Origin of the sequence: Stappia albiluteola, assembly GCF_014050225.1 — a bacterium.
Taxonomy (GTDB): domain Bacteria; phylum Pseudomonadota; class Alphaproteobacteria; order Rhizobiales; family Stappiaceae; genus Hongsoonwoonella; species Hongsoonwoonella albiluteola.
In genome coordinates this window covers 251,042-277,110 of the sequence record NZ_JACFXV010000053.1, presented here as the reverse complement: position 1 = coordinate 277,110, position 26,069 = coordinate 251,042, and the positions used below count along the sequence as shown (strand labels likewise).

The following is a 26,069-nucleotide window of genomic DNA, read 5'->3' as shown; positions in this document are numbered from 1 at the left end:
TGGTGATTTGATCCCGGCCGAATGGAGCGGGATGCTGCCGCCAGGAAGCATGACGGGAGGTTCGACCTGAATTCGGTCTACATAACAGTCGGCGTCACCCTGATCCTCGCCTTGGTCGCGGCGCTGGTAGGTCCTTTCTTCATCGATTGGACCGCCTATCGTTCGTCATTCGAGGCCTATGGCGAACGGGTGCTTGGCCATCGCGTGGCGGTGAGAGGGGATGCGGATATGCGGCTTCTGCCGATTCCGACCCTGACCTTCACCGACGTGCGCGTGGGCGAGGTCGAGGATCCGCTGCTGGCTGTCTCCCGTTTCGTGGTGCGTGTCGAACTGCCGCCCCTCCTGAAAGGCGAGGTGAAGGTGCTGGACATGAAGCTCGAGCGCCCCGAGCTTCGTTTGTCGCTGGACGAAGGCGGCCGCCTGGACTGGTTCACCGCCGCTCCGCAAGCGAGTGTCCTGTCGGAAATCGATCCGGACAAGGTGACGCTTGATCAGGTTGAGATCGTCGACGGTTCGGCGACCGTCATCGATGCGCGCACCGGTAAGACGCACAAGGCCTCCGATATCGATCTGCTTGTCACGGCCCGCTCGTTGCTCGGACCCTACAAGGTCGACGGCACGGCAATCGCCAATGGCGAGCGCGCGACGGTGCGACTTGCCACGGGCAAGCAGGACGAAACGGGCAATATTCGCCTGAAAACCCAGATTACTCCCGTTTCCATTCCCGCCGATTTCCTCTTCGACGGCAATCTTTCGCACGCCGACGGCTTGCCGGCCTATGAAGGCACGTTTTCCGTCAAGTCGATCACGCCGGAGGAAGAGGCCGCGGGAGCCTGGCAGGCGGAAGGCGCGTTCAAGCTCGATGTCAACGCGCTGGCGGCCACCGGCGCAACGCTCCGCTACGGCCCGGAGGAGCGGCCGGTCTCGGTCGAAGGGGACGGCGAGATCAGGATCTCCGGCACGCCGCGCTTCGATATCCGGGCCAGGAGCAAGCAGCTCGATATCGACCGCCTGGCAGGGGCCGGTCCGCAGGAGCCGCTTGAGATATCTCACGCGCTCGATCTCGTGGCCGCAAGACTTCTGGACCTGCCGCCGTTGCCGCTGCCGGGCCGCGTACGCCTGGACATTCCCGCTACCGTCATCGGCGGCGGTATCCTTCAGGATCTGAGCCTCGATGCGGAAACCAGCGGTACCGGCTGGAAGGTGTCCGAATTCAGCGCGAGCCTACCCGGGCGATCGGAGATGCTGGTGCGCGGTGAGCTGCAACTGCAGCCGGCGCCTAGTTTTCGCGGCAGTTTTGCAGCTTCGCTGGAGCAGCCGAACGGCTTTGCCGACTGGTGGCGCAAGGGCGTGGCGCTTGCCGATACCGTGGCCCCGCTGGCTATCCAGGCACGCGTGGACGCAAGCAGGAGCGGCGTAGCGCTGAGCGATGTGGAATTCCACATCGCCGAGCATGTCGGGCGCGGCATTTTCAACTATCGCAATCCCGAAGGCGCCAGGCCAAGCCTCAATGCGGATCTCGATGCGGAGCGGCTGGACCTCGACCAGGTCGGCCTTCTGGCGCGGTTGTTCCTCGCCGGTCAGGACGGCAACTGGCAGGGCTTGGCGGAAGCCGGCACCGATGTCTCGCTGAAGCTTTTCGCAGACGAAGTGACCTCAGGCGATGTGACGGCGAAGTCGCTCGCGGTAAACGCGCTTTATTCCGGCGACCGCCTCAGCATCGAGGAATTCATCGCCCGCGACATTGCCGGCGCACAGGTATCCGCCAAGGGCGCGATCACGGATCTGGCCACGAAGCCGCAGGGCAATCTGGAGGGCAGCGTCGAGGCTGAAGATCTGACCGGAGTAATCCGCTTGCTGAGGTCTCTCGTTCCCGGCAACGCGGTCGTGGCGCAGCTTTCCCGCAGTGCGAAGCTCCTGTCGCCTGCAAGGCTGACGCTACGCTTTAGTGGTGAAGGCGAGAACGATGCGACGAAGGCAGGGCTCTATCTTTCGGGCATGCTCGGCGGCAGCGCAGTCGACAGCCGTTTCGTCCTTGAGGGCCGTCTCGACGAGTGGCGGCAGGCCGATATCGATATCAGCGCCAATGTTACCGCGCCCGACGGCGCGAAGCTGTTGCAGCAGATGGGGGCGGATCTGCTCCCGGTGGCCAGCCTCGGCGAGGCGACCGTCAACTTGAGCGTGGCCGGGATCGCCGATGACGTATTGCAGGCGCGGTTGCGGGCCGACGCGGACGGCGCTTCCCTGCTGAGTGTCGGCCAGGTCACCTTTCCCGATGCCAAGCCGCCGCGCTATGCCGGGGATCTGGTGCTGAAGGCGCGGGATCTCATGCCCTTTGCCCTGCTCACCGGACGCCTACCGCCGCTTCTGGCGGGTGACGCGTCGGTCGACCTCGCCATGGCGCTGAGCGGCGAGGGTGAAACGTTTACGCTGCGGGCGATCGAAGGCTCGGTGGCGGGGACGCAGCTTCGCGGCGACCTGTCCGGCGACCTGCGCTCCGGTTTCCAGGACCTGCTGCCGAAGATCAATGGCAGCATCTCCTTGTCCTCGCTTGATCTTGCTGTTTTGACGGAAGCGATTCTCGGGCCCGATCAGTGGTCTTCCGCTTCCGAAGGCGCGTGGCCGAAGGCCTCTTTCGGCCAGCCGCTTGTCGACGGCGTCGACCTGACGATCGATCTTGCCACCGATCATCTGGAACTCGGCGGAGGGTTATCCGCCGACGCGGCGAAGGGCCGCCTTCGCCTGAAGCCGAACGAGCTGACGCTCGATGGAGGCGAGGCGGGTTTTGCAGGCGGCAAGCTTACCGGGGCCTTTGTCATCAAGCGTTCGGACGGCCAGGCCGGCGTCACCGGCTCGGTGAAAGTTGCCGATGCCGACCTTTCTTCCTTCATCTGGAGGCGGGAGGGGAGGCCGGTCGCCACCGGCAGGGCGGATATCAATGCGGAGTTCGAGGCGGCCGGCCGTTCGATCAACGGGCTTGTCGCCAATCTCGCCGGCGGCGGCACGATCGCGGTGAGGGACGGCGAGATCCGCAGCCTCAATCCGCAGGCCTTCGGCCTTGTCATCCGGGCGGCCGATGCGGGACTGGAATTGCAGGACGAGAGGATAACCACCGCCTTCGAAAGCCACCTCGATCTCGGATCGCTTCCGTTCCGGCGCATCGATGCCAGCTTCGTCCTCGCCGGCGGTGTCGCCCGCATGCGCAATGTCACGGTCGACAACGAGCGGGCAACCCTGTTCGGCAATGCGCAGATCGACCTGGAGAAAATGCGGCTGCAGAGCGACTTCTCGTTGAAGGTCGATCCCGGCGACAATGCGGTAACCGGCGCCGAGCCCCAGGTCGGCATTGTCTTCGAGGGCAGGCTGGACCAACCGCGGCGTCGGATCGACATCGCCCCCTTTACCGCGTTCCTGACCCTTCGCGCCTTTGAGCAGGAGGTGCGCCGGGTGGAGGAACTGCAGGCCGACATCCTGGAGCGCGACCGGTTGACCCGTGACCTCCGCCGCCAGAAACAGCAGCGCCAGCGGGAAGCGGAGGAAGAAGCGAAGCGGATAGCCGAGGAAGAGGTGCGGCTTGAAAATGGGCAAGAAGAGCCTGCGGCGAAGGTGCAGGAGGACGGCCTTCCGTCCGAGCCGCAGCGACAGGGCTCGGGCCCGGCTGAGCCCGAACCCGGCGGGCAGGCGACCGAGGCGCCTGTTGCCGGGCCGGCCGCCACTCCGAAGGCCGACGACGCACTGTCGCCAGGCTTCAGGGATCGCATTCGCGCCGTGATCGAGGCGGCCGACCGCCGCGCGCGTGAAGCGTTGCCTGATCCGGCTCCCGGGGAGGAAGAAAGTCTGCCTGCGCTCGACGCGCCTGTTGTCGCGCCGCCGGCCATCGACACCCCCCTTCGCGGCGGGCAGGGAGCGCGCGAGCCGACCGGCTCGATCTCGCAGTCTCCGCGGCGCACGTCGACGCGGTCGGGCCGCGATGAGGCGAAACCGGATGCAGGACGCTACATCACACTGCCGAACGGCCGCGTGGTGCCTCTGCCGAACAGATATTAGCCTGCCCGTGCCTGACGTGCCTGGCCTTCGCTTCCCGCTTTCACGAAATGACGCAGAACGGCAACGCGAACTGCGGAGGAAAGCGGCGCGTCCGCTTCCCGCTTGTCGTCGATGCGGGCGATGACCGAGGCGAGGCTTGCTCCTTCGCGGGCAGCCATGTCTTCAAGCGCGGCCCAGAAGTCAGGCTCCAGCGCCAGGCTGGTGCGGTGGCCGTGCAGCGTCAGCGATCGCTTTTTCAGGCTCATGTCTCGTCTTCGGAAGGCGCGGAGCGCCTGTGGCCGTCAAGAAGGCGTTCCTTGATCGACTCTTCAGCGGCTTCGCGCTGCTTTTCCGCCTTGGTGCGTCCGAAGCGCACGCGGTTTTCGGCGGCCCGCCCGTCGGAGTCCTTGCGCGCCTTCGCCTTGCGGGCCTGCCTCAGGTTGATGATATCAGCCGCCATCGGCTGTCCTCCTGCACGCGTGGGCCCATGCCCCGCGTCAAGATGCGAAGCGCCTACGTCTTTTTGCGGAAGGCGTCGAGCGAAACCACATCGGCGCCGCTGGGTGCCGTCTTTTCTTCAGCGGCCTCTTCCTTGGCAACCGGGGCCGGCGCCTTGGACTTCTCGGTCTTGGCGATGGCCGGGACGGGCCGCGCGGCATCGCCGTCCTTGGCCGTATCCTGGGGGCGCGCAACGGATTTGATCGTTTCCACGGCAGTCTCTGCGGCGGCGTTCTCGGCAATCGCCTCGCGAAGCTCGGCCGGCAGTTCTTCGGCCGTCTTGCCGGGCTCGAACTCCAGCGCGAACTGGACGGACGGATCGAAGAAGCCCTTGATCGCGGAGAAAGGGATCGACAACTTCTCCGGAATGCCGCCGAAGGACAGGCCGACCTCGAACAGGTGTTCGGTGACCGTGAGGTCCCAGAACTGGTGTTGCAGGACGATCGTCATCTCCTTCGGATAGCGCTCGCGCAGGCGCGGCGAGATCCGCACGCCCGGCGCCGTCGTGTCGAAGGCGATGTAGAAATGGTGCTCGCCGGGAAGTCCCGCCCGCACGGCCTCGGCCAGGATCTTGCGTACGGCACCCCGCAGTGCATCCTGGATGACGATATCGTAGCGGATCAGGTCTTCGGCCATTTAAAGCAACCGTTTGGAATCAAGTCTGTAACGACACCATGGCGTGCCCTTGCCCAAAAGGGAAGGCTCGGCAGCCATGCTTTTGCGCGCTATTGCCGTTTCGACCCCGTGCCTTTGCGCAAAAAGAAGTGGAGGCTTCTGTTGCCAGGTGCCTCCGAACCCCGCCTGCCGGTGCTACCCGACAGGACTTAAAGGACTACCGGCACCGCATTACGCGGCGACAGCGTTGTCCATAGCATAGTTGTCGTTGGCAACTATAAAGATGGCCCGATATCGGCGGAACCATGCCGAGCGAAAGCACAGTCTTTACACCCTCGTCGATCCTATTTCGCCCCCGCCGAAATCCGCGACTTCCCGAATGCGTTCGGTTCGCCACGGATTTGGGTGGAGGCGCCGGGTACCGCCCCCGGGTCCGATAGGCTTATTGCACTGACCGTTTATCGCCATAGTCGGCTTGCGCCGACACACCGAATATAGTTGCCGGCCGGGCTCAAGAAAAGGGGGCGGGGGCCGGCCTTGCACAAGTGAGGTGGTCGCACCTATTTGAACGGCCGTGAGCGGGGAAGGGGCTAGAATTGATTCAGCCTTGCCCTGTGGCCTGCCATTGTGCCCGACAAAGCATGCCGGTCGATCGGTGCCGGGCAAGGCTCTCGGCGAAGAAGGAGCGATGATGAAGCTTTCACGACGCCGACTGATATTCTCGGCCCTCGGCGTGGCTGTTGCCGTTGCCGGGGGAGCGGGCGGCTACTGGTATTGGCTCACGCATGCGGCCAATACCGGTCGCGTCTTTACCGGTCTCGTTCAGGGCGTGGCGGTCGGCGGCTTCGATCCGGTGGCCTATTTCCGGGAAGGCAAGGCGGTCGAGGGCTCTCCCGCCATCACGCTTGACTATGAAGGCGCGACCTGGCGCTTTACCAGCGAGGACAATCGCGACGCATTCAAGGCGGACCCGGAACGCTATGCGCCGGCCTATGGCGGCTATTGTTCGTGGGCCACCTCGCAGGGCTACCTCGCCAAGGGCGATCCCCATAACTGGGATATCGTCGACGGCCGCCTTTATCTCAACTACGACGACCGCATCCAGGAGCGCTGGCGCAAGGACATTCCCGGCTTCATCGCCAAGGCCGACAGCGAATGGCCCCGGATCGTGAAGTAAGGCTCCCGCTGGCGAATGCCGCTTGCCTTGCCGCGTCCATGGTCAGACCCTATAGGAGGTGAGCGAATCGTGGGAGCGGATCTTGCGCCAATATCTTGATCTTCTGCAGCGGATCCTCGACGAGGGAACGGACAAGACCGACCGCACGGGCACGGGAACGCGCTCCGTTTTCGGCCATCAGATGCGCTTCGACCTTCGCGACGGCTTCCCGATGGTCACGACCAAGAAGCTGCATCTCAAGTCGATCATCCACGAATTGCTGTGGTTTCTGGCCGGCGACACCAACATCGCCTACCTGCAGCAGAATGGCGTGCGCATCTGGGACGAGTGGGCCGACGAGAACGGCGATCTCGGTCCGGTCTATGGCTACCAGTGGCGGTCCTGGCCGGCACCCGACGGGCGGCATATCGACCAGATCGCCAATCTGCTCGCCATGATCCGCAAGTCGCCGGATTCGCGCAGGCTGATCGTTTCCGCCTGGAACCCTGCGCTGGTCGACGAGATGGCCCTGCCGCCATGCCATGCGCTTTTCCAGTTCTACATCGCCGACGGGCGGCTTTCCTGCCAGCTCTACCAGCGCTCGGCCGACGTGTTCCTCGGCGTGCCCTTCAACATCGCTTCCTACGCGCTGCTGACGATGATGATGGCGCAGGTGACCGGCTATGAACCGGGCGAGTTCATCCATACCTTCGGCGACGCGCACCTCTACAACAATCATCTTGAGCAGGCGCGCGAGCAGCTCAGGCGCGATCCGAAACCGCTGCCGGTGATGAAGCTCAACCCTGCGGTAACCGATCTCTTCGCCTTCCGCTATGAAGACTTCACGCTCGAAGGTTATGAGGCCCATCCTCATATCAAGGCTCTCGTCTCCGTCTGAGCGAGGCTCCCTCTCCGATTATCAGGAAATTCAGCGATGTCCCGTTTCTTGCCTTCGCGTTTCTCCGCCGCTCTCGGGCTGGCGCTTGCCTCGAGCCTGTACGCCGGCGGTGCCTCATGGGCGGAAGGGGAAAAGGCACCGGTCGTCATCGCCCATCGCGGGGCGCCCGCCTATCTGCCGGAGCATACGATCGCCGGCAAGGCGATGGCCTATGCGCAGGGCGCGGACTATCTGGAGCAGGATATCGTGCTGACGAGGGACGGTGTGCCGATCGTCCTGCATGATATCACCCTGGATGCGGTCACGGACGTCGCGCAGGTCTTTCCGGACAGGGCGCGCGAGGACGGGCGTTTCTACGCCATCGATTTCGATCTGGCGGAAATCAAGCTTCTTCGCGTGCAGGAGCGGGAAAAGAACGGCAAGCCGGCTTTCGGCGGGCGCTTCCCGAGGGGCGGTGCAACGGTCTTCCGCATCCCGACGCTGCAGGAGGAACTCGACCTCGTTGCGGGGCTTAACGTGGCGACCGGCCGCGTCGTCGGCATCTATCCGGAGATCAAGGATCCGGCGTTTCACCGGGCCGAGGGCCAGGACATTTCCCGGATCGTGCTCAAGGCGCTCGCCGATAACGGCTACGAAGACAAGGACGATCCCTTCTATCTCCAGTCCTTCGACTGGAACGAGATCAAGCGTATCCGCGAGGAACTGGGCTTCAGGGGCAAGCTCGTCCAGTTGATGGGCGAAAACCGCTGGAACATCGCTCCGGATGTCGATTTCGACGCACTGAAGACGCCGGAGGGACTCGCTGAGATCGCCCGCGTCGCCGACGGGATCGGCCCCTGGGTCGGGCAGCTTGTCGACGACAAGGACGGCAACGGCACGCCGGAGCCGTCCGCGCTTGCGGAAGCCGCGAAGCTCAAGGGCCTGCTCGTCCACGCCTATACGTTCCGAGCCGATCAGCTGCCCGAATGGGCGGGCGATTTCGACAGTCTCATGGAGCTTGGCACGGTGGAACTGAAGCTGGATGGCGTCTTCACCGACCAGCCGGACCTGGCCGTTCGCTTCTTCCTCGGGGAGCGACGGTGAGCGCTCCACGAATCGTGCTGGTCGCCGCGGTCGCGGAAAACGGCATCATCGGCTCCGGAAACGAGATGCCCTGGCGTCTGCCGACGGACCTGAAACATTTCAAGCGGCTCACCATCGGCCGGCCGGTCGTCATGGGCCGTAAGACCTATGAGTCTCTTGGGCGGCCGCTGCCCGGGCGACCGAATATCGTCATTACCCGCAACCCTGACTTTACAGCCGCAGGTGTCAGCCGTGTCGCTTCGCTCGACGAAGCCCTGGCGCTTGCTGCAGGGCTTGCCGAAGAAATCTCCGCCGACAGCGTCATCGTCATGGGCGGCGGCGAGATCTACCGCCAGGCACTTTCCCGAGCGGACAGGCTGGAGATCACCCGCGTCCACGCGGAGCCCGAAGGCGATACGCATTTCCCAGAGATCGATCCGTCGGTCTGGCGCGAGACCGCCCGCGTGACGCCGGAGCGCGGGGAGAAGGACAGCGCGGACATGACCTTCCTGACGTTTGAGCGCAAGTCTCCGGCCTAGCTTCTGCTCCTGGAGCGACTTCCTGTCACGAAAGCAGGTTCGCTTTCGTGGAAAACGCACTGGAGGTTTTCATCGGCCGCCAAACCGCTTTAGGATCGGGCCGGGCAAGGACGCCGGTTGAGCGGCGCAAGGAACACACGGGGACGGACTAATGGATGTAAGGGCAGCGGTGGCACACAAGGCGGGCGCGCCTCTCACCATCGAAACGGTGCAGCTTGAAGGCCCCAAGGCCTTCGAAGTGCTGGTGGAGATCAAGGCGACCGGCATCTGCCATACCGACGCCTTTACCTTGTCGGGCGATGATCCGGAGGGCCTGTTCCCCGCGATCCTCGGTCACGAAGGCGCGGGTATCGTGCGCGAGGTGGGCCCCGGTGTGACGTCGGTGAAGCCTGGCGATCACGTGATCCCGCTCTACACGCCCGAATGCCGGCAGTGCGAATACTGCCTCAATCCGAAGACCAATCTGTGCCAGTCGATCCGCGTCACCCAGGGCAAGGGTCTGATGCCGGACGGCAGCAGCCGTTTCTCGCTGAACGGCAAGCCGGTGCTCCACTACATGGGCACGTCGACCTTCGCCAATTTCACCGTGCTGCCGGAGATTGCGGTTGCCAAAGTGCGCGAGGACGCACCCTTCGACAAGATCTGCTACATCGGCTGCGGCGTGACGACCGGCATCGGCGCGGTAGTCAACACGGCCAAGGTCGAACCTGGATCGAATGTCGTCGTCTTCGGCCTCGGCGGCATCGGCCTGAATGTCATTCAGGGCGCCCGGCTTGTCGGCGCCGACAAGATCATCGGCGTCGACCTCAATCCGTCCAAACGGGAACTGGCTGAAAGCTTCGGCATGACCCATTTCGTCAATCCGGCCGAGGTAGAGGGCGATCTCGTGCCCTATCTGGTCGATCTGACCGGGGGCGGCGCCGACTATTCCTTCGAGTGCATCGGCAACACGACCACCATGCGCCAGGCGCTGGAATGCTGCCACAAGGGCTGGGGCGAGAGCATCATCATCGGCGTGGCGGGAGCCGGGCAGGAAATCTCCACGCGCCCCTTCCAGCTGGTGACGGGTCGTGTGTGGCGCGGTAGCGCCTTCGGCGGGGCGCGCGGGCGCACCGACGTGCCGAAGATCGTCGACTGGTACATGGACGGCAAGATTTCCATCGATCCGATGATCACCCACACCATGCCGCTCGAAGAGATCAACACCGCCTTCGACCTGATGCACGAGGGCAAGTCGATCCGTTCCGTGGTGACCTTCTGACGATGCAGGAAGGCTTCACTGGCGAGTGGAAGGCCTTCGACGAACTGACGGTTCGCGAGCTCTATGACGCCTGCGTTCTAAGAGTGGCCGTCTTCATCGTCGAGCAGGCCTGTGCCTATGCTGAGATCGACGGCAGGGATCCGGATGCCCTGCATTTCCTGCTGCGCGACGAGGCAGGGCGGCTCGCCGCCTACCAGCGTCTGTTCGCGCCGCAGGGCGATGGACCGGCAAGACTCGGCCGGATCGTGGTCTCGCCCGACTTTCGGGGAAAGCGTCTTGGCGACTTTCTCATCAGGGAGGGGATTGCGAAGGCGGCAGCGCTTTCTCCTGATGCCCCGCTGTGCCTGTCCGCCCAGGCGCATCTGGAACGCTTCTATTCGGCGCACGGATTCACGCCCGTTTCGGATATCTACGACGAAGACGGCATTCCCCATGTCGACATGCGCCGCCAGCCGCATTCTGAGCCGGGCGCTGCGGCTTGATGTACAGTTTGTGGATAAGCAGGGGATTATCGAGGTATTCGAATCGCTTGGCCGTTGAAATGCAAGCTCATGCTCACCACGTGCCGCCAATGGCGGTGCGTGGGGAATTGCCCTTTTGCTGCGACGGCTGGCGCGTTGAAAGGGCTCTGCAACTTTCCTATAACTCCGGCCAAGCCAAAGATTGGCGCGGCTTCGAACCACACAGCAATCCGGCAGCTGCGATGGCCTGCCGGTGCGGCGAACGAAATCAGGCCTTTGATGGCGGGCCTATGAAAAGGATGTCTTGATGCCTTGGAGCAACCAGAACGGCGGAGGCTGGAAGGGCGGCGGCAGCGGCGGCCCGTGGGGTAATCCCGGCGGTGGTGGCGGCGGCGGCCCCTGGGGAGGCGGTCCGCAGCGCGGCGGCGGAAATCCGCCCGATCTGGAAGAGCTCCTGCGGCGCAGCCAGGATAAGCTGAAGAACGTCCTGCCGGGTGGCGGCGGCAATCTCGGCGGCAAGGGTATCGCACTTGCCCTCGGCGTGGCGGCCCTTATCTGGCTCGGCACCGGCTTCTACCGGGTGGAGCCCGACGAGGTGGGCGTGGAGCTGCTTTTCGGCAAGGTGACCGACCAGACGCCTCCAGGCCTCAACTATAACTGGCCTTATCCGGTCGGCGCCGTCTACACGCCGGAAGTTCTGCGCATTCGCGAACTTACGGTCGGCATGGAGGAATTCGTCACCGGCGGCTCCGTGCGTGCGCGCGACGTGTCGGAGGAAAGCCTGATGCTGACGGGCGATGAAAATATCGTCGACGTCGACTTCAAGGTGCAGTGGCGTATCCGCAATACGCCGGAAGGGGTGTCCAACTACCTCTTCAACATCCAGAATCCGGAAGGCACGGTGAAGGCGGTGGCTGAAAGCGCCATGCGCGAGGTGGTGGGCCAGTCGCGCATCGATCTCATCCTCACCGAGAACCGCGCGCCCATCCAGGATTCCGTGCAGCAGCTCATGCAATCCGCGCTCGATGGCTACGGTGCGGGCATCGAGATCACCCAGGTGCAGATGCAGAAGGTCGATCCGCCGCAGCAGGTCATCGACGCCTTCCGCGACGTGCAGGCTGCGCGTGCCGACCAGGAGCGTATCCAGAACGAGGCGCAGGCCTACGCCAACCGCGTCGTTCCGGAAGCCCGCGGTGAGGCTGCGCGTGTCCTGGAAGCCGCCAATGCCTATCGCGACCAGACGGTTGCGGAGGCCACCGGTGAGGCGCAGCGCTTCCTGAAGATCTTCGAGGAATACAAGAAGGCGCCGGACGTCACCCGCGAGCGTCTCTATCTGGAGACGCTGGAAAAGGTGCTCGGCTCTAATTCCAAGATCATCATCGATGAAAGCGCCGGTTCGTCCGGCGTGGTGCCCTATCTGCCGCTTGACCAGCTGAACAGAACGCCAAATACCCAGGGCTCCGCCCGCAGCGGAGGCAATCAGTGATGAAGTCCGGTTTTCTTGGCCTTTTCGGCATCCTTGCAGCCGCCCTCGCCATCGTCGTGTATCTGTCGATCTATATCGTCGATCCGACCCGCCAGGCCCTGGTTCTGCAGTTCGGCGAGGTGCGCGAAAGCGTCCGCGAGCCGGGGCTGAACTTCAAGCTGCCGCTCGTGCAGAACGTCATCTTCCTGGACAAGCGTATTCTCGACCTCAACGTTCCGCCGCTGGAGGCGATCGCTTCCGACAAGAAGCGGCTGGTGGTCGACGCGTTCGCCCGTTACCGGATTTCCAATCCGGTGTTGTTCTACCAGACGGTGAACAACGTGCTGGAGGCGAATCAGCGGCTTTCCACCTTCCTGCAATCCTCGGTGCGCCAGGAGCTTGCCCGCGCCACTTTCGAACAACTCGTTCGGGACGAGCGGGCGGACCTGATGGGGAAGATCCGGCGCGACGTTGGCAGTCGCGCCGTCGCGATCGGTATCGACGTGGTGGATGTGAGGATCCGTCGCGCCGACTTGCCGCAGGCCAACTCGGAGGCGATCTTCCGCCGCATGCAGACGGAGCGTCAGCGCGAGGCGACTGAAATCCGCGCCCAGGGTGAGGAGCAGGCCCGCCGTACGCGAGCCCGCGCCGACAGGACGGCGACCGTCATCGTCGCCGAGGCACGGCGCGACTCGGAGATCGTACGCGGTGACGGCGACGCGGAGCGCAATGGCATCTTTGCCGACGCTTTCGGTCGGGATCCGGAGTTTTTCTCCTTCTATCGCTCCATGCAGGCTTACGAGTCTGGCCTACAGACGGGCGATACCTCGCTGGTTCTGTCACCGCAGTCGGATTTCTTTCGCTTCTTCAACGATCCGTCAGGCCGCGCCCGAAACAGGGTAGAGCCGCCGGCACAATGAGTGATTTTGCCGTCGCCGTCGGTCTGGTTCTGGTGATCGAAGGTCTGTTCTACGCATTGGTCCCTGGCGCGGTGAAGAATTTCATGCGCCAGGCCGTGCTGCTTCCTGATCAAATCATGCGGATGGGCGGCCTTGCCGCCCTGTTCGTCGGCGTTTTTGTCGTATGGTTGATCCGGGGGTGACAGGGTAGAAATGAGGACGCAATCTGCCTGTCAGGGTGGGCGTCGGCGGGCCGCGTGTGGCCCGGTTGCCGGATAATTTCGCTGCGCGTTTCGCTTTGCCGCGCGGCAACTTTGGAGGAGATCGGCCTATGGTCAGCCTGTTTTCCGCTAAGTTCCTGGGCCGCGGGCTCGGCGCTGTCGCGTTGGCGGTCGCGGTGGGAGCGAGCCTTGTCGGTGCGCCGGCGCCGGTGGCGGCGCACGGGCCGGACAGCATTCCCGATCTTGCCGAGGGGCTGCTCGATGCGGTGGTGAACATTTCCACGGCCCAGACAGTGAAGGCGCAGCGCTCTGTCCCGCTGCCCCAGGTGCCGGAAGGGTCGCCCTTCCAGGAGTTTTTCGACGAATTCTTCAACCGCCAGAACAAGGATGGCGACCAGCCGCGCCGCGTTCAGTCGCTCGGCTCCGGCTTCGTCATCGACGGCAACGAAGGCATCGTCGTCACCAACAATCACGTCATCGAGGATGCGGACGAAATCACCGTCAATTTCAATGACGGTACGAAGCTCGAAGCCGAAGTGCTCGGTACCGATACCAAGACCGATATCGCGGTGCTCAAGGTGAAGCCGCAAACGCCGCTGAAGGACGTTCATTTCGGCGATTCGGAGACCATGCGCGTCGGCGACTGGGTGATGGCGATCGGCAATCCCTTCGGTCTCGGCGGTACGGTGACGACGGGCATCGTCTCTGCGCGCAACCGCGATATCAATTCCGGTCCCTACGACAACTACCTGCAGACCGACGCTTCCATCAATCGCGGCAATTCCGGCGGCCCGCTCTTCAACCAGGAGGGGGAGGTGATCGGCATCAACACCGCGATCATTTCGCCCTCGGGCGGCTCCATCGGCATCGGCTTCGCCATTCCCTCGCATACCGCGATGCGGGTCATCGACCAGCTTCGCCAGTTCGGCGAGACCCGCCGAGGCTGGCTTGGCGTTCGCATTCAGGAAGTGACGGACGAGATCGCCGAAAGCCTCGGCATGGCGAAGAGCGAAGGTGCGCTGGTCGCCGGCGTGACGGAGGACGGCCCGGCCGAGGCGGCGGGCCTGCAGCCGGGAGATGTCGTGCTGCGCTTCGACGGGCAGGTCGTGCCCACGATGCGCGACCTGCCGCGCATGGTTGCCGATACCACGATCGGCAAGGAGGTCGAGGTCGTGGTCCTGCGCAAGGGCGAGGAGGTTATCCTCAAGGTGACGCTCGGCAGGCTTGAGGAGGCGGAAGTCGCCGAGAGCGCCGAAAGCAGCACGAACGAACAGGCGGCACCGGTCAGGAAGGAAACCTTGCTTGGCATGGAGCTTTCCGATCTTACCGACGAGGCCCGTGCCAAGTTCAGCATCGAGGCCGATGTGAAGGGCGTTCTTGTCGCCAATGTCGAGGACGGCTCCGTCGCTCAGGAAAAGCGCGTGCAGGCCGGCGATGTGATTGTCGAGGTCGCTCAGGAACCGGTCGCCAGCCCTGCTGACGTGGTCGACCAGGTCGAGAAGCTGAAGAAGGAAGATCGCAAGTCGGCCCTGCTTTTGCTCTCCAACGGCCGCGGTGAGCTGCGTTTCGTCCCGCTCCGCATCGAGGAATAAGGCAAGTCCGATTGCCTGAATTCAGGCCGTCGCGGTCATCCGCGGCGGCTTTTTTTGTCCGCGCGTTCAAGTTCTGTCATGCCCGGCTCGATCGGGCATCCAGTAATCGCCGATGCTTGAGATTTAGCTACTGAGGTATGTGTCTACAGGATCCCCGTCTGCGCGGGGATGACGTTGGAGGGTGGGGCAGGCCCGTGCCCCACACTCCAACGTCATCCCGGCCCACGTGCGCGGCAGCGCATCGCGAGAGCCGAGATCCAGAAATCAGCGCGGGCGAAAGCCCGCCCGAAAGACAGGGCAACGGCGCTTCGTCTTTCCGGTCCTATTTGGCGGGCCATCCTGATTTCCAATCTATCAGCTTGATTAATGACCATATATGAGAAATATTCTCGTATATGGAAACTGCGATAGCCCATGAACCCGATATGGACCGCCGCATTGCGGAGCGGTTGAAAAGCTTGCGCGCCGAACGCGGTTGGTCTCTGGACGAGCTGGCGCGGCGCAGCACCGTCAGCCGGGCCACGCTCTCCCGGCTGGAAAACGCCGAGGTCAGCCCGACGGCACAAGTGCTGGGCAGGCTTTGCGCAGCGTTCGGGCTGCCCTTGTCTCGCCTCATGCTGATGGTCGAGCAGGACTTTGACGCAGTGGTCAGACGCGACGCCCAACCGATCTGGCGAGACCCGGAAAACGGTTTCGTTCGCCGGTCGGTTTCCCCGCCGTCGCGCGAACTCACGGGTGAGGTGATCGAATGCCAGCTCGCGGCCGGCGTACGAATTCACTATCCGGTGCCGCCAAGACACGGCCTGGAGCATCATCTCTGCCTGCTGGAGGGAGAGCTCAGGGTCAGCGTTTCCGGCCACCCGCACGACCTTCGCCCGGGCGATTGCCTGCGCTATCGCCTTTCCGGCGAGAGCCTGTTCGAGACGCCGTCCGAGACCGGCGCCAGGTATCTTCTTTTCATCCTGTGAGGGCCTTCATGACGGCTTGCCTTGATCCCGCCGTTTCGCTTTTCTCCGCCGACGACCTGTCGCGGCATCTCGCGGAATTCGGCGAGCTGCTTCATGCCTGCGTCCTTGCCGGGGCCAGCGTGAATTTTGTGCTGCCATTTTCGCGGCAGGACGCGGAAGCCTTCTGGGTCGGGAAGGTGCTGCCGGGCGTCACCGCAGGCACCCGTCACCTCTTCGTCATCCGTCAGGGGGAGAGAATAGCCGGCACTGTCCAGCTCGACTGCGATACGCCGCCCAACCAGCCGCACCGGGCCGATGTCTCGAAGCTGCTGGTCCATCCGGACTTCCGACGCCAGGGGCTGGCGCGGGACCTGATGACGGCTCTGGAGCGCCACGCCTTGGCCTTGGGCCGCAGCCTGCTGACGCTCGATACGCGAACCGGCGACAGTGCCGAGCCGCTCTATGCCTCGCTTGGCTATGTCACCGTCGGAACGATTCCCGGCTATTGCCGGGATCCCTTCGAGGGGCGGCTGGAAGCGACGACGATCATGTATCGGCAGCTCTGAAGGAGAGAAGGGGGCGCAGGCTCAGCCGGCGAAATCCGCCTGCCGGTAGCCCTGCATGTAGAGAAGGGCGGTCAAATCGCCATGGTCTATCTGCGCATCGGCCAGTTCCGCCACTTTCGGCTTGGCGTGATAGGCAACGCCCGTTCCGGCCAGCTCGATCATCGCCAGATCGTTGGCCCCGTCGCCCACCGCCAACGTCTGGCTGAGGGCGAGCCCCCTCTTGGCAACCAGCGTTGCCAGTCTCTCCCGCTTGGCCTCCCGGCCAAGGATCGGCTCGGCGACCTTGCCCGTCAGTTTGCCTTCGGAAACCAGCAGCTCGTTGGCGCGGTTTTCGTCGAAGCCGATTGCCGCTGCTATTTTCGCGGTGAAGGCGGTGAAGCCGCCTGAGACCAGGGCGCAATAGGCGCCGTTGGCCTTCATCGTTGCGACAAGCGCCCTGGCGCCCGGCGTCAGCGTGATGCGCGAGGCGATGACGCTATCGATCACGGAAGCGCTGAGTCCGGCAAGCAGCGCGACCCGTTCGCGCAGCGCCGGTTCGAACTCGATTTCCCCGCGCATGGCCCGCTCGGTGATCGCCGCGATGCGGTCCTTCAATCCCAGTTCCGCCGCCAGTTCGTCGATACATTCCTGGCCGATCATAGTGGAATCCATATCGGCGATCAGCAGCTGCTTGCGCCGCTGTGCCATGTCCTGCAAAACCACGTCGACAGGCTTTGCGGCGAGGGCCTCGCGCAGCACCCCTTCCGCCTGCCCGGCGTCGGCCGACGCAAGCGGCAGGTCGGCGGCAATGCCGGGCGCGAGGACCGTCGCCGAACCGGCAAGCGCGACGGCGGCGGAGGCTTTCGCGAGGAGAGCGTCATCGAGGGCCGGATCGGCCGGGTTGGCAATGAGGGTGGCGATCAGCGGCATGACGGCGAAAAGTCCCGGAACAGAGGAAAAGGCGCGCGCGGTGACGGCGATCCTGATAGCCGGGCCGACCGCCAGCGGCAAGTCGGCTTTGGCACTGGCCCTTGCCGAGCGTCTTTCGGGCACGGTCGTCAACGCCGATTCCATGCAGATCTATCGCGACCTGCGCGTGCTTACGGCCCGGCCGTCCGCCGAGGAGGAGGCGAGAGCGCCGCATCGTCTCTACGGCCATGTCGATGCCGCGGAGCCCTATTCGGTGGCGCGCTGGCTCGACGAGGTTAGGCCGGTTCTGTCCGGTCTTGGCGAGGCAGGGCGCGTCGCCATTGTGGCCGGCGGCACGGGGCTCTATTTCAAGGCACTGACGGAGGGGCTGTCGCAGGTGCCGGAGATCGATCCCCAGGTCCGGGCCCATTGGCGACAGAAGGGGGCCGAACTCACCGCCGAGATGTTGCATCGGGAACTCGCCGCTCGGGATCCTGTGATGGCCGGGCGTCTGCGGCCCAGCGACACGCAGCGCCTCGTGAGGGCCCTGGAGGTCATCGAGGCGACCGGGCGTTCGCTTGCCGAGTGGCAGGGTGACAGGACGCCGCCGCTGGTCGAGCCCTCGAATGCCTTGAAGCTGGTGCTCTCTCCTCAGCGGGATTGGCTGCATGAGCGGATCGTTCGCCGGTTTCGCCAGATGGCGGAAAAGGGAGGCATGGAGGAAGCGGCCCGACTCGTCGCGCGGGACCTGGATCCGTCGCTCCCCGCCATGAAGGCGATCGGCTTGCGCGAACTGGCGGCCGCAAGCGCTGGCGATCTCGATCTCGAGGAAGCAGTCGAGCGAGCATCAATTGAGACGAGAAGATACGCGAAAAGACAGCAAACATTCTACCGTGGCCAATTCCCCGACTGGCCGCGCGCGGATCCGTCGCAAGGAATGGATGATATGCTTACCAGTTCGTTAGTCAAATTGACGCACTAGGGGAGCGGCGCAGCAAACGGGTTAAGGGTTTCTGTTGGCTGTTATAAGTAGAATTCGTATTATTAAATTGATTGCGCCGCAATATTATCGGAATACAGGTTTTGTACTGCATCGCAGTATATTCTCTCGTTGCGTCATACGACTGTCGTCATTATTCTTTAGTTGAATATCGGGCTGGCCACGGCAACAAGGGGTCGCTTGCCGTGCGCCGGAATTCCAGACGAACAAAAGATGCCTGAATGCCGGTTTCCGGCTGTTGGCGCGTGGGGATTTCAGGGTTTTTGTACTTTGGGGCTTGGGCTTGGAGGAATGATGGTACCGCAGATCATCATCGAGACGGATCGCTTGCGTCTTTTGCCATTCGTGGCCGCCGATCTCTCTCTTCTTGAAGATCTTCACGCCGATCCGGAAGTAAATCGCCATCTGGTCCCTTGCGATGCCATATATTCGCACGGGGAGGCGGTGCGCCGGCTCGACGCGTTTCTCACCAACCAGGATCGCTACGGCTTCAGCCAGTGGAAGGTGGTCAATCGCGACGGCGAATTCGTGGGCCGCGCCGGCTTCATCGTGTTCGAGGAAACCTCCGAGATCGCCATGAGCCTGTGCTTTGCAACGAAGCATTGGGGCCTCGGCTATGCCAGCGAGCTGGTGCCGGCGCTCGTCGACTGGTTCTTTGAGAACACCTATTATTCGCACCTCATCGCGTTTGTGGTGGCTGGCAACGAGCCGTCGCGCCGCGTGATGGAGAAAGCCGGCTTCCTCGGCCGGCAGCGCGTGCTTGTCCACGGCCGGCCCTTCGATTGCCTGCAGGTTCTGGCGCCGGCGATTGCGCGCCGCTATCCGATGTCCGCCTGAAGTCTTGATCGCGCCGTGAACCCTGCCGATGGTAGAGCGGTGCGTTCTACGGCAATCGGTGTTGTTTCATGACTTTGAGATTGATTGGTATTCAGCCGGACCAGGCGGCCCGGCTGTCCGTCCGTTTCGGCGAGCCCGCTCCTGAAAATGTCGAGATTGCCTGCCTGGCGGAGGACGAAGGTCACCCTCTCGGATTGGCGGCGATTTCGGCTGTCGGCACTGATCGCGGCGCCGGTCGGCTCTCGCAGATCTTCGTGGAGTCGCAGGCGCGAAATCGTGGCATCGGCGGCCTGTTGCACGACCGGCTGATCGATGCCGCCCGCAGCAAGGGGCTCAGGCGGTTCACTGTCGACGGCGATTGTGGTGCCGCTTCATTGCTCGCAAAGCTCGGTTACAAGCGGGTCTCGACGGCGGATGGCGCCTCCGAAGACCTTGAACTCGACATCGTCGGCAGGCCCCAGCCGATCGACGGCTTGGATGTCCGGTTGATCCCTTCGCGCTGGGCGTTCGAGGAGCGCCATGGCGAGGCGATCGAAGCGAACTGGCGCGATGTCACCGCCGCAAATCCGAGTTTATGGAACGGCAGGGTCCTGAAACTGGCGCAATGGCGGCTTGAGAATGGCGTCTTTCAGGGCGAGATGGTCGATGCCTCCTTCGCCGCTTTCCTCGCCTGGCGGGATTGGGGTTACCCCGATCCGACGATCCGCAATCTCTTCGGTTCGGCGGTGATCAAGAGCGCGGACGGTGCTTTTGTCTTCGGCCGGATGGCGCAGCACACCGCCTCGGCCGGCCTCGTCTATCCGCCGGGCGGCAATCTCGATCACGCCGATATTACCGACGACGGCCGCGTCGATGTCGAAGCTTCGATCTTCCGCGAGCTTGCGGAAGAGACGGGCCTCGATGGCGGCCGGGCTGAGCGTCAGGGGTTGTTTTCGGTCTTTGACGGCCCCCGCATTTCCATTTCCGCGATCCTCGCCTTTCCCTTCGACGCCGCGGAAATCGTCGAGAAAATAGAAGCGCATAACCGGCGTGAGGAGCAGCCGGAACTCGCCGGCGCGGTGCCGGTCTTCGCGCCGGACCAGATCGCCGGCCTGCCGACGCCACCTTATGTGCGAATGCTGGTGGAAAGCCTTCTGCGGTGATCGGCAGGGCGCCTGCAAGAACGATATTCGCGGAGCCGATGCGACAACCGATTGGCGCTGGCATCTGCATGCGCCCCGTGCAAGAGTTCGCCCGGTTGCGAATTGAATATTGCTGATGATCAGGAGAGGGACCCGCCGATGGCCCGACGCTACGCCATTCTCGACGTCTTCACTAACCGGTTGCTGGCGGGAAATCCGCTGGCCGTCGTTCTGGATGGCGAGGGACTGTCAGACGAGCGTATGCAGGCTATAGCGAAAGAGTTCAACCTCTCCGAAACGGTGTTCGTGCTGCCGCCGGAAAACCCGGCCCACTCCGCGAAAGTCCGGATTTTCACGCCGGCCTATGAGTTGCCCTTTGCCGGACATCCCACGGTCGGTACCGCGATCCTGCTGGCGCATGAGCGCTTTGGGGCAGTCAGAGACGAACAGGATGCCGTCGTGGTGCTGGAGGAAAAGATCGGCAGCGTCCGTTGCGGCGTGGTGCTGAAGGATGGCGCCGCCGGCTTTGCCGAATTCGACGTGCCGAGGCTTTCCCGGCCGGCAACTCCGATCGGCGATGTCGAGGCAATCGCAGCTGCCCTCGGCCTGTCGCCGTCCGAAATCGGCTTTGAAAATCACCGTCCGTCCAGTTTCGAGGCCGGCGTGCCGTTCGGCTTCGTGCCGGTTGCCAATCTGGATGCCCTTTCGCGCGTCCAGCTGGATATGAGCGTATGGAAGGAAGCCTTCGGCGACCACAATCACAACGACGCCTATGTTTATTGCCGCCAGACCACGGCACATGACTCCGCTTTTTCCGCGCGCATGTTCGCGCCCTCGATGGGTATTGCCGAAGACCCCGCCACCGGCGCGGCGGCTGCCGCATTCGCCGGTGTCGTGGAGCATTTCGACGGCCTGACGGACGGAACCCATTTCGTGCGCATCGAGCAGGGCTTCGACATGGGGCGGCCGTCGCTGATCGACCTTGAGATCGACATGGACAACGGCAAGCTTCATGCGGTGAGGATCGGCGGCCAGGCAGTGATCCTCGCGCGTGGCGAGCTTTATATCTAGGCTGCGATTCCCTTTCGGAAGAACTGGCGGCTCGCCGGATGGGCTTTCAGGCCGATCTGTTCCGGATCGAAATAGCTGTCGGCGGGCTCCGCGCCGTATCGGTGCTTGATATAGCTGCGGAAGAAGGTCATCGACGCGCGGATCATCTTGGTAACCTCCTTCGCGTCGGCATCGGCTGGAGCATAGAGCGCCAGCGGCGTTTCGATGATGGAGACGTTCTCGCAGCCGAACAGCGTGCCGCGCCGAACCCTGAGGCCCGGATGGGTGGCCGATAGCGACTTGATCGTCTCGTCGGAAATCGTGCCTTCCAGCGGCCGCACGATCCCGCGCGCCAGTGAAGACAGTTTCAACCCTTCGATCGGATAGAGCGTTGCAACCACATCGCGGTTGCGCAGCTTGTCCATCGCTTCGGCGATGTTTCGGCAGGGGACTTCGGCGACGAATTGCCGGCCGCCGACGCCGTCCTTCAGGAAGGCGTCGAGATAACCGTCGACGAGCGAATTCAGTCCGTATCCCGTTGCCACCCTCTGGCCGAGCAGATCTGCCAGCGAGACGATACCCGTGTTTCTGAACGTGATAAGGGCGAAGCGCATCGAATAGACGCAGGCCACGGCCCGCTCGGGGCTGAAGGGCTCTGCGCCGATTGCCGGACGGTCGGAATGGTCCGCCCTCGGCGGCAGCATGACGCCATAGTGCGCGGTCCCCTTGCGCAAGTCGCGAATGATATCGGCCTGCGACGCAACGCCCTCGACGCGAAAGGAGAAGGGCAGGGCGCGAGACAGGTGTTCCGCGAATTCCGGCAGCACGGCCCGGGTGAAGGGGTTGGCGCCATGTCCGCAGATGATGCGCTGCGGCCGCAGGGGCGTAGGCGAGGCATTGCCCGCCGTTTCGGCTATTGTCCTTTCGACGTCGTCTATCGCCTTGTGAAGATATCGGTGCACCGCGTCGCCGGCGGCTGTCGGCTTCACGTCGTCGCTATTCACGGAGGCGAGGGTCGTCTTGAAATGAGCTTCCAGGAATCTCAGCGACGTCAGCAATTCATCGGGGCTGACGCCGAACAACCGTGCGGAGACGGATACTTTTCCGGTCTCGAAGAGCGCGAGCAACTGCCGCAAATGCTTCAGGAATTCCAGTCTGTCGATTGCCATGCCAATCGCTTGCCCTGCTCCAACTGCACCTTTCCTCAAGAGTTGCAGGTTAAATCATAACAACCGCCTAAAATTCGGCCTTGGGTGTGATTTGCCGGGCTGAAAACAAGACGGCCCGCCAGTGGCGGGCCGTCGGAGAATCCGGATCGGGTCAGTTGGCCCTTGTCTCAGTTCCGGGCCTTGTCGACTAGGGCACCCTTCTTGATCCTCCCCCGCGTCTTGCCGAAGGCAAGCGCAATCGGGAGTGCCGTCTTGCCGAAGGCAAGCGCAATCGGGAATGCCGTCTTGCCGAAGGCAAGGGCAGGAAAAGCCCGGATCGGGAAGGGCGCATCCGTGGCTCAGTTCCGGGCCTTGTCGACCAGGGCGCCCTTCTTGATCCAGGGCATCATGCCGCGCAGCTTGTTGCCGACTTCCTCGATCTGGTGAGCGTCGTTGAGACGGCGGGTCGCCTTGAAGCGGGCCTGGCCGCCACGACATTCCTGCATCCATTCGGAGGTGAACTTGCCGGTCTGGATGTCGGTGAGGATGCGCTTCATCTCGGCCTTGGTTTCGGCGGTGACGACGCGCGGGCCGCTCATGTACTCGCCCCACTCGGCAGTGTTGGAGATGGAGTAGTTCATGTTGGCGATGCCGCCCTCATAGATGAGGTCGACGATCAGCTTCACTTCGTGCAGGCACTCGAAATAGGCCATTTCCGGCGCGTAGCCGGCTTCCACCAGCGTTTCGAAACCGGCGCGGATGAGCTCGACCAGGCCACCGCAGAGAACGGCCTGCTCGCCGAACAGATCGGTCTCGCACTCTTCCTTGAAGGTGGTTTCGATGATGCCCGAGCGGCCGCCGCCGACGCCGGAAGCATAGGCGAGCGCGATGTCGAGGGCGTTGCCCGAAGCGTCCTGATGGACGGCCACGAGGCAGGGAACGCCGCCGCCCTTCTCGTATTCGCCCCGCACCGTGTGGCCCGGGCCCTTCGGCGCGATCATGATCACGTCGACGGTGGCCTTCGGCTCGATCAGCGAGAAATGGACATTGAGGCCGTGGGCGAACGCGATCGCCGCGCCGTCGCGGATGTTGGGAGCGATATGCTCCTTGTAGATGTCGGCCTGCAGTTCGTCCGGAGTTGCCATCATCATGACATCGGCCCAGGCGGCGGCTTCGGCGACGGTCTTGACGGCGAAGCCGTCGGCTTCCGCCTTCAGTGCGGTGGTCGAGCCGGGACGCAGCGCAATGACAACGTCCTTGACTCCGGAATCCTTGAGGTTCAGCGCATGGGCGCGGCCCTGCGAGCCGTAGCCGATGACGGCGACCTTCTTGGCCTTGATGAGATTGAGATCGGCGTCGCGATCGTAATAAACACGCATCGTTGGTCCCTTCCTTGGTGGTTTCTGCGCGCTCCCGGCTCAATTGATGCGGGCTGCGGCGAGGTCAGCGGGCGCTTGGCGGCTCCTTCGAGCCCGACGGCACCCCTGATTGGATGACGGCTTCGTGCAGCCGGTAGAATCTGTCGATCGCTGCGACCGAGCGCATGTGGAAATCGGCCTCATCTTCGCGGGGCCTGTCGCCCAGCAGCAGGCGGCCATGCAGGTCGCCGACGATCAGTCCATACAGCGTCTGCCAGGCTTCTTCCGTATCGTCGAAGGCAAGATAGCGCTGCCGGCGGCCAGCCTCCAGCAAGGCCTTGGCGCGGGCGCTGATGCGCTTGCGGCCGCGCTCCAGCAGCAGGCGGCCGAGGGGCGCGCCTTCGCGGCTTGCATGCGAAATCGCGAGCCGGTTCAGCGCAAGCGATGTATCGCCGGCGAGAACCGTCAGCAGGTCCTCGGCGAATGTGACGAGGCGGGCGCGGAACTCGTCCCGGCTGCCGGCCGGCGCGGCATCCTCGATGCGGACCTTGCTGGCCTGATAGGCGACAACTGCGGCAAGCAGGCTGTCGCGATCGCCGAACCACTTGTAGAGGCTCTCCTTGGAGCAATTGGCCGCACGTGCGAGACCGGCGGTCGTCAACGCCCGTTCCCCTCCCTGTACGAGAAGGTGCAGTGCCTCGGCCAGAACCTCGCCCTGCCGCGCGGTGAAGCGATCGGCATCGCCCGCCGCGAAGGGGTCCTGTTCCAGCGTTTCGTGCTTGCGCTCCAGCAATGCGGAAGCCCTCTGACTGCAGTGGTTCAGGTTCGGCCCTTTGCCGAACTGTACCGTACGGTACGGATTATCCCGGGATTGATAGCCGCACCCGGCTCGATAATCAAGGCAATCCTTATGCCCGACCGTCGATTTGAAAACCCGCGTCGCCGGGCCGGCTGGAAATCAACTTACCCCCGCTAACTTGCCGGGCTTTAGGATCCACCCGTCACCTTGTTTTACCGGCACAGCAGATACATCGGCGCGAGAAAGGATTTCGCCTTTGGCTCGGGAGGTTGAATGAAATTCGACAGATCCAGGTTCTACGACGGCGTCAGACAGTCGATCTTTGGCGGCAGGGTCAGGCAGCTCACCGTCGATAATATTGAAGACATTTTCGACTACTGGTTCGCGAGACATCCCGAAAACCCGCCAGCGCAACTTGCCTATATCCTGGCAACCGTGCGGGCCGAAGTTGGCTTGAACATGGTCCCGGTCCGCGAAAGCTTCGCCGCTTCCGACCAGGAAGCGAGAAAGAGGCTTGCTGGAAGAGACTATGCGCGAACGGCGGGCGACTATGGGCACGCTTATTACGGTCGTGGCTATGTTCAACTGACGTGGCTGGAAAACTACCGGAAGCAGTCCAGAAAACTTGGAATTGACCTCGTGCAATTTCCCGACAGGGCACTTGAGACCGCGGTTGCTATCCGGATCCTGGTGGAGGGGATGCTCGACGGAGATTTCAACGGCAAGGGCTTCGGGCTCGCTCACTATGTCGACGCCAAGAAGCAGGATTTCGTCGAAGCGCGCCGCACTGTCAATGGCAGGGACCGGGCCGTTGAGATCGCCGGTTACGCGGAGCGTTTTCTGACGGCGATCCGGGCCGGCCTTGCTGCGGATGCCGGCGTGTTTCAGATCTCCCCCAGCGCCACCCGGTAGAGGCGTACCGTCTCGGCAAAGCCGTAGATCAGCGCGTCGGCGGTGAAGCCGTGGCCGATCGAAACCTCGCGCAGGAACGGCATTTCCGCGACCAGCGGCGGCAGGTTTTCAAGCGTCAGGTCATGGCCGGCATTGACGCCGAGGCCGGCTGCCTTTGCCGCCTTGCCCGTGGCGACGACCCTGGCGCGTTCGGCCGCCGCCCGTTCGGCATCGTCGTAGCAGCCGCCGTAAGGGCCGGTATAGATTTCGATGCGTTCGGCACCGAGCCTTGCTGCAAGTTCCGGCGCTTCCGGATCGGCATTGACGAAAAGCGACACTCTGACATCCCATTGCTTGGTCTGCCTGGTAACGGCGGAAACCAGCGCGCCGTGCCGCTCCAGGTCCCAGCCGTGATCGGACGTGAGCTGCTGCGGGTCGTCCGGCACATAGAGCACCTGATGCGGCCGGTGGCGCTCCACCAGCTCCATGAAATCGGGGCTTGGAAAGCCTTCCAGGCAAAGTTCCTTGTCGGGAAACTCGTCCCGGATCAGCGCGCGCAGGTCGGCGACATCGGCTTTGCGGATGTGCCGCTCGTCGGGCCTTGGATGAACGGTGATGCCCTTGGCGCCGGCCTGCAAGGCGATGCGCGACAGGTTGACGACGCTCGGCCAGGGCAGGTCGCGACGGTTGCGCAACATGGCGACGGCATTGACGTTGACGGAAAGGCGGCTTGGCTCGCTCATCTTCAAGCTTGGCTCCCGATACCCGAAA

General features: G+C 63.5%; 26 protein-coding genes and 1 other RNA gene. 18 read left to right on the top strand and 9 right to left on the bottom strand.

Features of this window, described 5'->3' with window-relative positions:
• Positions 1-21: 21 nt before the first annotated feature.
• A complete protein-coding gene (locus tag H2509_RS11685) occupies positions 22-4,047 on the top strand; it encodes an AsmA family protein (RefSeq protein WP_182165455.1) in 4,026 nt (1,341 codons plus the stop codon).
• Here the strand turns inward: H2509_RS11685 and H2509_RS11680 are convergent.
• The 4 genes from H2509_RS11680 to ssrA all read right to left on the bottom strand — a co-directional run bounded on the left by H2509_RS11680 (position 4,044) and on the right by ssrA (position 5,663).
• Positions 4,044-4,292 (bottom strand): ribbon-helix-helix domain-containing protein, encoded by a 249-nt coding sequence (locus tag H2509_RS11680; protein ID WP_182165453.1) that lies wholly within the window; start codon positions 4,290-4,292, stop codon positions 4,044-4,046. The genes H2509_RS11685 and H2509_RS11680 overlap by 4 nt on opposite strands.
• Entirely contained in the window at positions 4,289-4,486 is a 198-nt protein-coding gene (locus H2509_RS11675; protein WP_182165452.1) for a DUF4169 family protein, read from the bottom strand. The genes H2509_RS11680 and H2509_RS11675 overlap by 4 nt, the downstream gene beginning before the upstream one ends.
• A 53-nt stretch (positions 4,487-4,539) precedes the next feature.
• Positions 4,540-5,160: an SspB family protein gene (locus tag H2509_RS11670; protein ID WP_182165450.1), complete on the bottom strand. Its 621-nt coding sequence runs from the start codon at positions 5,158-5,160 to the stop codon at positions 4,540-4,542.
• A 127-nt stretch (positions 5,161-5,287) separates the two neighbouring features.
• Positions 5,288-5,663, bottom strand: a transfer-messenger RNA (tmRNA) gene (gene ssrA, locus H2509_RS11665).
• Positions 5,664-5,830: 167 nt separating this feature from the next.
• Between ssrA and H2509_RS11660 the strand changes: the two genes are divergently transcribed.
• The 12 genes from H2509_RS11660 (at position 5,831) to H2509_RS11605 (ending at position 16,206) form a co-directional block, all read left to right on the top strand.
• A complete protein-coding gene (locus tag H2509_RS11660; RefSeq protein WP_209001919.1) occupies positions 5,831-6,316 on the top strand; it encodes a YHS domain-containing (seleno)protein in 486 nt (161 codons plus the stop codon).
• Positions 6,317-6,398: 82 nt separating this feature from the next.
• Positions 6,399-7,193, top strand: a complete 795-nt coding sequence (locus tag H2509_RS11655; protein WP_182165445.1) for a thymidylate synthase — start codon at positions 6,399-6,401, stop codon at positions 7,191-7,193.
• Positions 7,194-7,229: 36 nt separating this feature from the next.
• A complete protein-coding gene (glpQ, locus tag H2509_RS11650; protein WP_182165443.1) occupies positions 7,230-8,276 on the top strand; it encodes a glycerophosphodiester phosphodiesterase in 1,047 nt (348 codons plus the stop codon).
• Positions 8,273-8,794: a dihydrofolate reductase gene (locus H2509_RS11645; RefSeq protein ID WP_328805065.1), complete on the top strand. Its 522-nt coding sequence runs from the start codon at positions 8,273-8,275 to the stop codon at positions 8,792-8,794. The genes glpQ and H2509_RS11645 overlap by 4 nt, the downstream gene beginning before the upstream one ends.
• Before the next feature lie 151 nt (positions 8,795-8,945).
• The gene (locus H2509_RS11640) at positions 8,946-10,055 is read left to right on the top strand and encodes an S-(hydroxymethyl)glutathione dehydrogenase/class III alcohol dehydrogenase (RefSeq protein ID WP_182165439.1); all 1,110 of its coding nucleotides are present in this window, start codon (positions 8,946-8,948) and stop codon (positions 10,053-10,055) included.
• Between the two features lie 2 nt (positions 10,056-10,057).
• Positions 10,058-10,537 carry a GNAT family N-acetyltransferase gene (locus H2509_RS11635; RefSeq protein WP_182165437.1) on the top strand — a complete coding sequence of 160 codons (480 nt, stop codon included), beginning with the start codon at positions 10,058-10,060 and terminating at the stop codon, positions 10,535-10,537.
• Between the two features lie 286 nt (positions 10,538-10,823).
• Positions 10,824-12,002: an FtsH protease activity modulator HflK gene (gene hflK, locus H2509_RS11630; protein ID WP_182165435.1), complete on the top strand. Its 1,179-nt coding sequence runs from the start codon at positions 10,824-10,826 to the stop codon at positions 12,000-12,002.
• Positions 12,002-12,901, top strand: coding sequence for a protease modulator HflC (hflC, locus tag H2509_RS11625; protein ID WP_182165433.1), 900 nt, complete (start codon positions 12,002-12,004; stop codon positions 12,899-12,901). The genes hflK and hflC overlap by 1 nt, the downstream gene beginning before the upstream one ends.
• Positions 12,898-13,083: a DUF2065 domain-containing protein gene (locus H2509_RS11620; RefSeq protein WP_182165431.1), complete on the top strand. Its 186-nt coding sequence runs from the start codon at positions 12,898-12,900 to the stop codon at positions 13,081-13,083. The genes hflC and H2509_RS11620 overlap by 4 nt, the downstream gene beginning before the upstream one ends.
• Positions 13,084-13,211: 128 nt before the next feature.
• A complete protein-coding gene (locus H2509_RS11615; protein WP_182165429.1) occupies positions 13,212-14,693 on the top strand; it encodes a DegQ family serine endoprotease in 1,482 nt (493 codons plus the stop codon).
• A 395-nt stretch (positions 14,694-15,088) separates the two neighbouring features.
• The gene (locus tag H2509_RS11610; protein ID WP_182165427.1) at positions 15,089-15,661 is read left to right on the top strand and encodes a helix-turn-helix domain-containing protein; all 573 of its coding nucleotides are present in this window, start codon (positions 15,089-15,091) and stop codon (positions 15,659-15,661) included.
• An 8-nt stretch (positions 15,662-15,669) separates the two neighbouring features.
• Positions 15,670-16,206 carry a GNAT family N-acetyltransferase gene (locus tag H2509_RS11605; RefSeq protein ID WP_182165425.1) on the top strand — a complete coding sequence of 179 codons (537 nt, stop codon included), beginning with the start codon at positions 15,670-15,672 and terminating at the stop codon, positions 16,204-16,206.
• 21 nt (positions 16,207-16,227) lie between these two features.
• Here H2509_RS11605 and serB read toward each other — a convergent pair whose 3' ends face one another.
• On the bottom strand, positions 16,228-17,115 hold the full coding sequence (gene serB, locus H2509_RS11600) for a phosphoserine phosphatase SerB (protein WP_182165423.1): 888 nt from the start codon (positions 17,113-17,115) through the stop codon (positions 16,228-16,230).
• On the opposite strand from serB, the gene miaA reads away from it, so the two are divergent.
• The 4 genes from miaA (at position 17,105) to H2509_RS11580 (ending at position 21,123) form a co-directional block, all read left to right on the top strand.
• Positions 17,105-18,076, top strand: coding sequence for a tRNA (adenosine(37)-N6)-dimethylallyltransferase MiaA (gene miaA, locus H2509_RS11595; RefSeq protein WP_408022676.1), 972 nt, complete (start codon positions 17,105-17,107; stop codon positions 18,074-18,076). The genes serB and miaA overlap by 11 nt on opposite strands.
• A 312-nt stretch (positions 18,077-18,388) precedes the next feature.
• Positions 18,389-18,931: a GNAT family N-acetyltransferase gene (locus tag H2509_RS11590; RefSeq protein WP_182165419.1), complete on the top strand. Its 543-nt coding sequence runs from the start codon at positions 18,389-18,391 to the stop codon at positions 18,929-18,931.
• Positions 18,932-18,999: 68 nt separating this feature from the next.
• Positions 19,000-20,073 (top strand): GNAT family N-acetyltransferase, encoded by a 1,074-nt coding sequence (locus H2509_RS11585; protein WP_182165417.1) that lies wholly within the window; start codon positions 19,000-19,002, stop codon positions 20,071-20,073.
• Positions 20,074-20,211: 138 nt separating this feature from the next.
• Positions 20,212-21,123: a PhzF family phenazine biosynthesis protein gene (locus tag H2509_RS11580; protein ID WP_182165414.1), complete on the top strand. Its 912-nt coding sequence runs from the start codon at positions 20,212-20,214 to the stop codon at positions 21,121-21,123.
• On the opposite strand, the gene H2509_RS11575 is transcribed toward H2509_RS11580, so the two are convergent.
• The 3 genes from H2509_RS11575 to H2509_RS11565 form a co-directional block, all read right to left on the bottom strand.
• On the bottom strand, positions 21,120-22,271 hold the full coding sequence (locus H2509_RS11575) for a LysR family transcriptional regulator (protein ID WP_182165412.1): 1,152 nt from the start codon (positions 22,269-22,271) through the stop codon (positions 21,120-21,122). The genes H2509_RS11580 and H2509_RS11575 overlap by 4 nt on opposite strands.
• 338 nt (positions 22,272-22,609) lie before the next feature.
• On the bottom strand, positions 22,610-23,629 hold the full coding sequence (gene ilvC, locus H2509_RS11570; protein WP_182165410.1) for a ketol-acid reductoisomerase: 1,020 nt from the start codon (positions 23,627-23,629) through the stop codon (positions 22,610-22,612).
• 64 nt (positions 23,630-23,693) lie between these two features.
• Positions 23,694-24,401 carry a TetR/AcrR family transcriptional regulator gene (locus H2509_RS11565; protein WP_408022673.1) on the bottom strand — a complete coding sequence of 236 codons (708 nt, stop codon included), beginning with the start codon at positions 24,399-24,401 and terminating at the stop codon, positions 23,694-23,696.
• Positions 24,402-24,680: 279 nt separating this feature from the next.
• Here H2509_RS11565 and H2509_RS11560 point away from each other — a divergent pair, with 279 nt between their 5' ends.
• Positions 24,681-25,319, top strand: coding sequence for a hypothetical protein (locus H2509_RS11560; protein ID WP_182165408.1), 639 nt, complete (start codon positions 24,681-24,683; stop codon positions 25,317-25,319).
• On the opposite strand, the gene H2509_RS11555 is transcribed toward H2509_RS11560, so the two are convergent.
• Complete coding sequence (locus H2509_RS11555) at positions 25,292-26,041, bottom strand: pyridoxine 5'-phosphate synthase (protein ID WP_182165406.1); 750 nt, start codon at positions 26,039-26,041, stop codon at positions 25,292-25,294. The genes H2509_RS11560 and H2509_RS11555 overlap by 28 nt on opposite strands.
• Between the last annotated feature and the right edge of the window lie 28 nt (positions 26,042-26,069).

Bases quoted from the DNA above. Each gene is read 5' to 3' on its own strand.
- H2509_RS11685 (WP_182165455.1), top strand. From the start codon at position 22: ATGGAGCGGGATGCTGCCGCCAGGAAGCATGACGGGAGGTTCGACCTG.
- H2509_RS11680 (WP_182165453.1), bottom strand. From the start codon at position 4,292: ATGAGCCTGAAAAAGCGATCGCTGACGCTGCACGGCCACCGCACCAGC.
- H2509_RS11675 (WP_182165452.1), bottom strand. From the start codon at position 4,486: ATGGCGGCTGATATCATCAACCTGAGGCAGGCCCGCAAGGCGAAGGCG.
- H2509_RS11670 (WP_182165450.1), bottom strand. From the start codon at position 5,160: ATGGCCGAAGACCTGATCCGCTACGATATCGTCATCCAGGATGCACTG.
- H2509_RS11660 (WP_209001919.1), top strand. From the start codon at position 5,831: ATGAAGCTTTCACGACGCCGACTGATATTCTCGGCCCTCGGCGTGGCT.
- glpQ (WP_182165443.1), top strand. From the start codon at position 7,230: ATGTCCCGTTTCTTGCCTTCGCGTTTCTCCGCCGCTCTCGGGCTGGCG.
- H2509_RS11640 (WP_182165439.1), top strand. From the start codon at position 8,946: ATGGATGTAAGGGCAGCGGTGGCACACAAGGCGGGCGCGCCTCTCACC.
- H2509_RS11635 (WP_182165437.1), top strand. From the start codon at position 10,058: ATGCAGGAAGGCTTCACTGGCGAGTGGAAGGCCTTCGACGAACTGACG.
- hflK (WP_182165435.1), top strand. From the start codon at position 10,824: ATGCCTTGGAGCAACCAGAACGGCGGAGGCTGGAAGGGCGGCGGCAGC.
- hflC (WP_182165433.1), top strand. From the start codon at position 12,002: ATGAAGTCCGGTTTTCTTGGCCTTTTCGGCATCCTTGCAGCCGCCCTC.
- H2509_RS11620 (WP_182165431.1), top strand. From the start codon at position 12,898: ATGAGTGATTTTGCCGTCGCCGTCGGTCTGGTTCTGGTGATCGAAGGT.
- H2509_RS11615 (WP_182165429.1), top strand. From the start codon at position 13,212: ATGGTCAGCCTGTTTTCCGCTAAGTTCCTGGGCCGCGGGCTCGGCGCT.
- H2509_RS11610 (WP_182165427.1), top strand. From the start codon at position 15,089: ATGGAAACTGCGATAGCCCATGAACCCGATATGGACCGCCGCATTGCG.
- H2509_RS11605 (WP_182165425.1), top strand. From the start codon at position 15,670: ATGACGGCTTGCCTTGATCCCGCCGTTTCGCTTTTCTCCGCCGACGAC.
- serB (WP_182165423.1), bottom strand. From the start codon at position 17,115: ATGCCGCTGATCGCCACCCTCATTGCCAACCCGGCCGATCCGGCCCTC.
- H2509_RS11590 (WP_182165419.1), top strand. From the start codon at position 18,389: ATGGTACCGCAGATCATCATCGAGACGGATCGCTTGCGTCTTTTGCCA.
- H2509_RS11585 (WP_182165417.1), top strand. From the start codon at position 19,000: ATGACTTTGAGATTGATTGGTATTCAGCCGGACCAGGCGGCCCGGCTG.
- H2509_RS11580 (WP_182165414.1), top strand. From the start codon at position 20,212: ATGGCCCGACGCTACGCCATTCTCGACGTCTTCACTAACCGGTTGCTG.
- H2509_RS11575 (WP_182165412.1), bottom strand. From the start codon at position 22,271: ATGGCAATCGACAGACTGGAATTCCTGAAGCATTTGCGGCAGTTGCTC.
- ilvC (WP_182165410.1), bottom strand. From the start codon at position 23,629: ATGCGTGTTTATTACGATCGCGACGCCGATCTCAATCTCATCAAGGCC.
- H2509_RS11560 (WP_182165408.1), top strand. From the start codon at position 24,681: ATGAAATTCGACAGATCCAGGTTCTACGACGGCGTCAGACAGTCGATC.
- H2509_RS11555 (WP_182165406.1), bottom strand. From the start codon at position 26,041: ATGAGCGAGCCAAGCCGCCTTTCCGTCAACGTCAATGCCGTCGCCATG.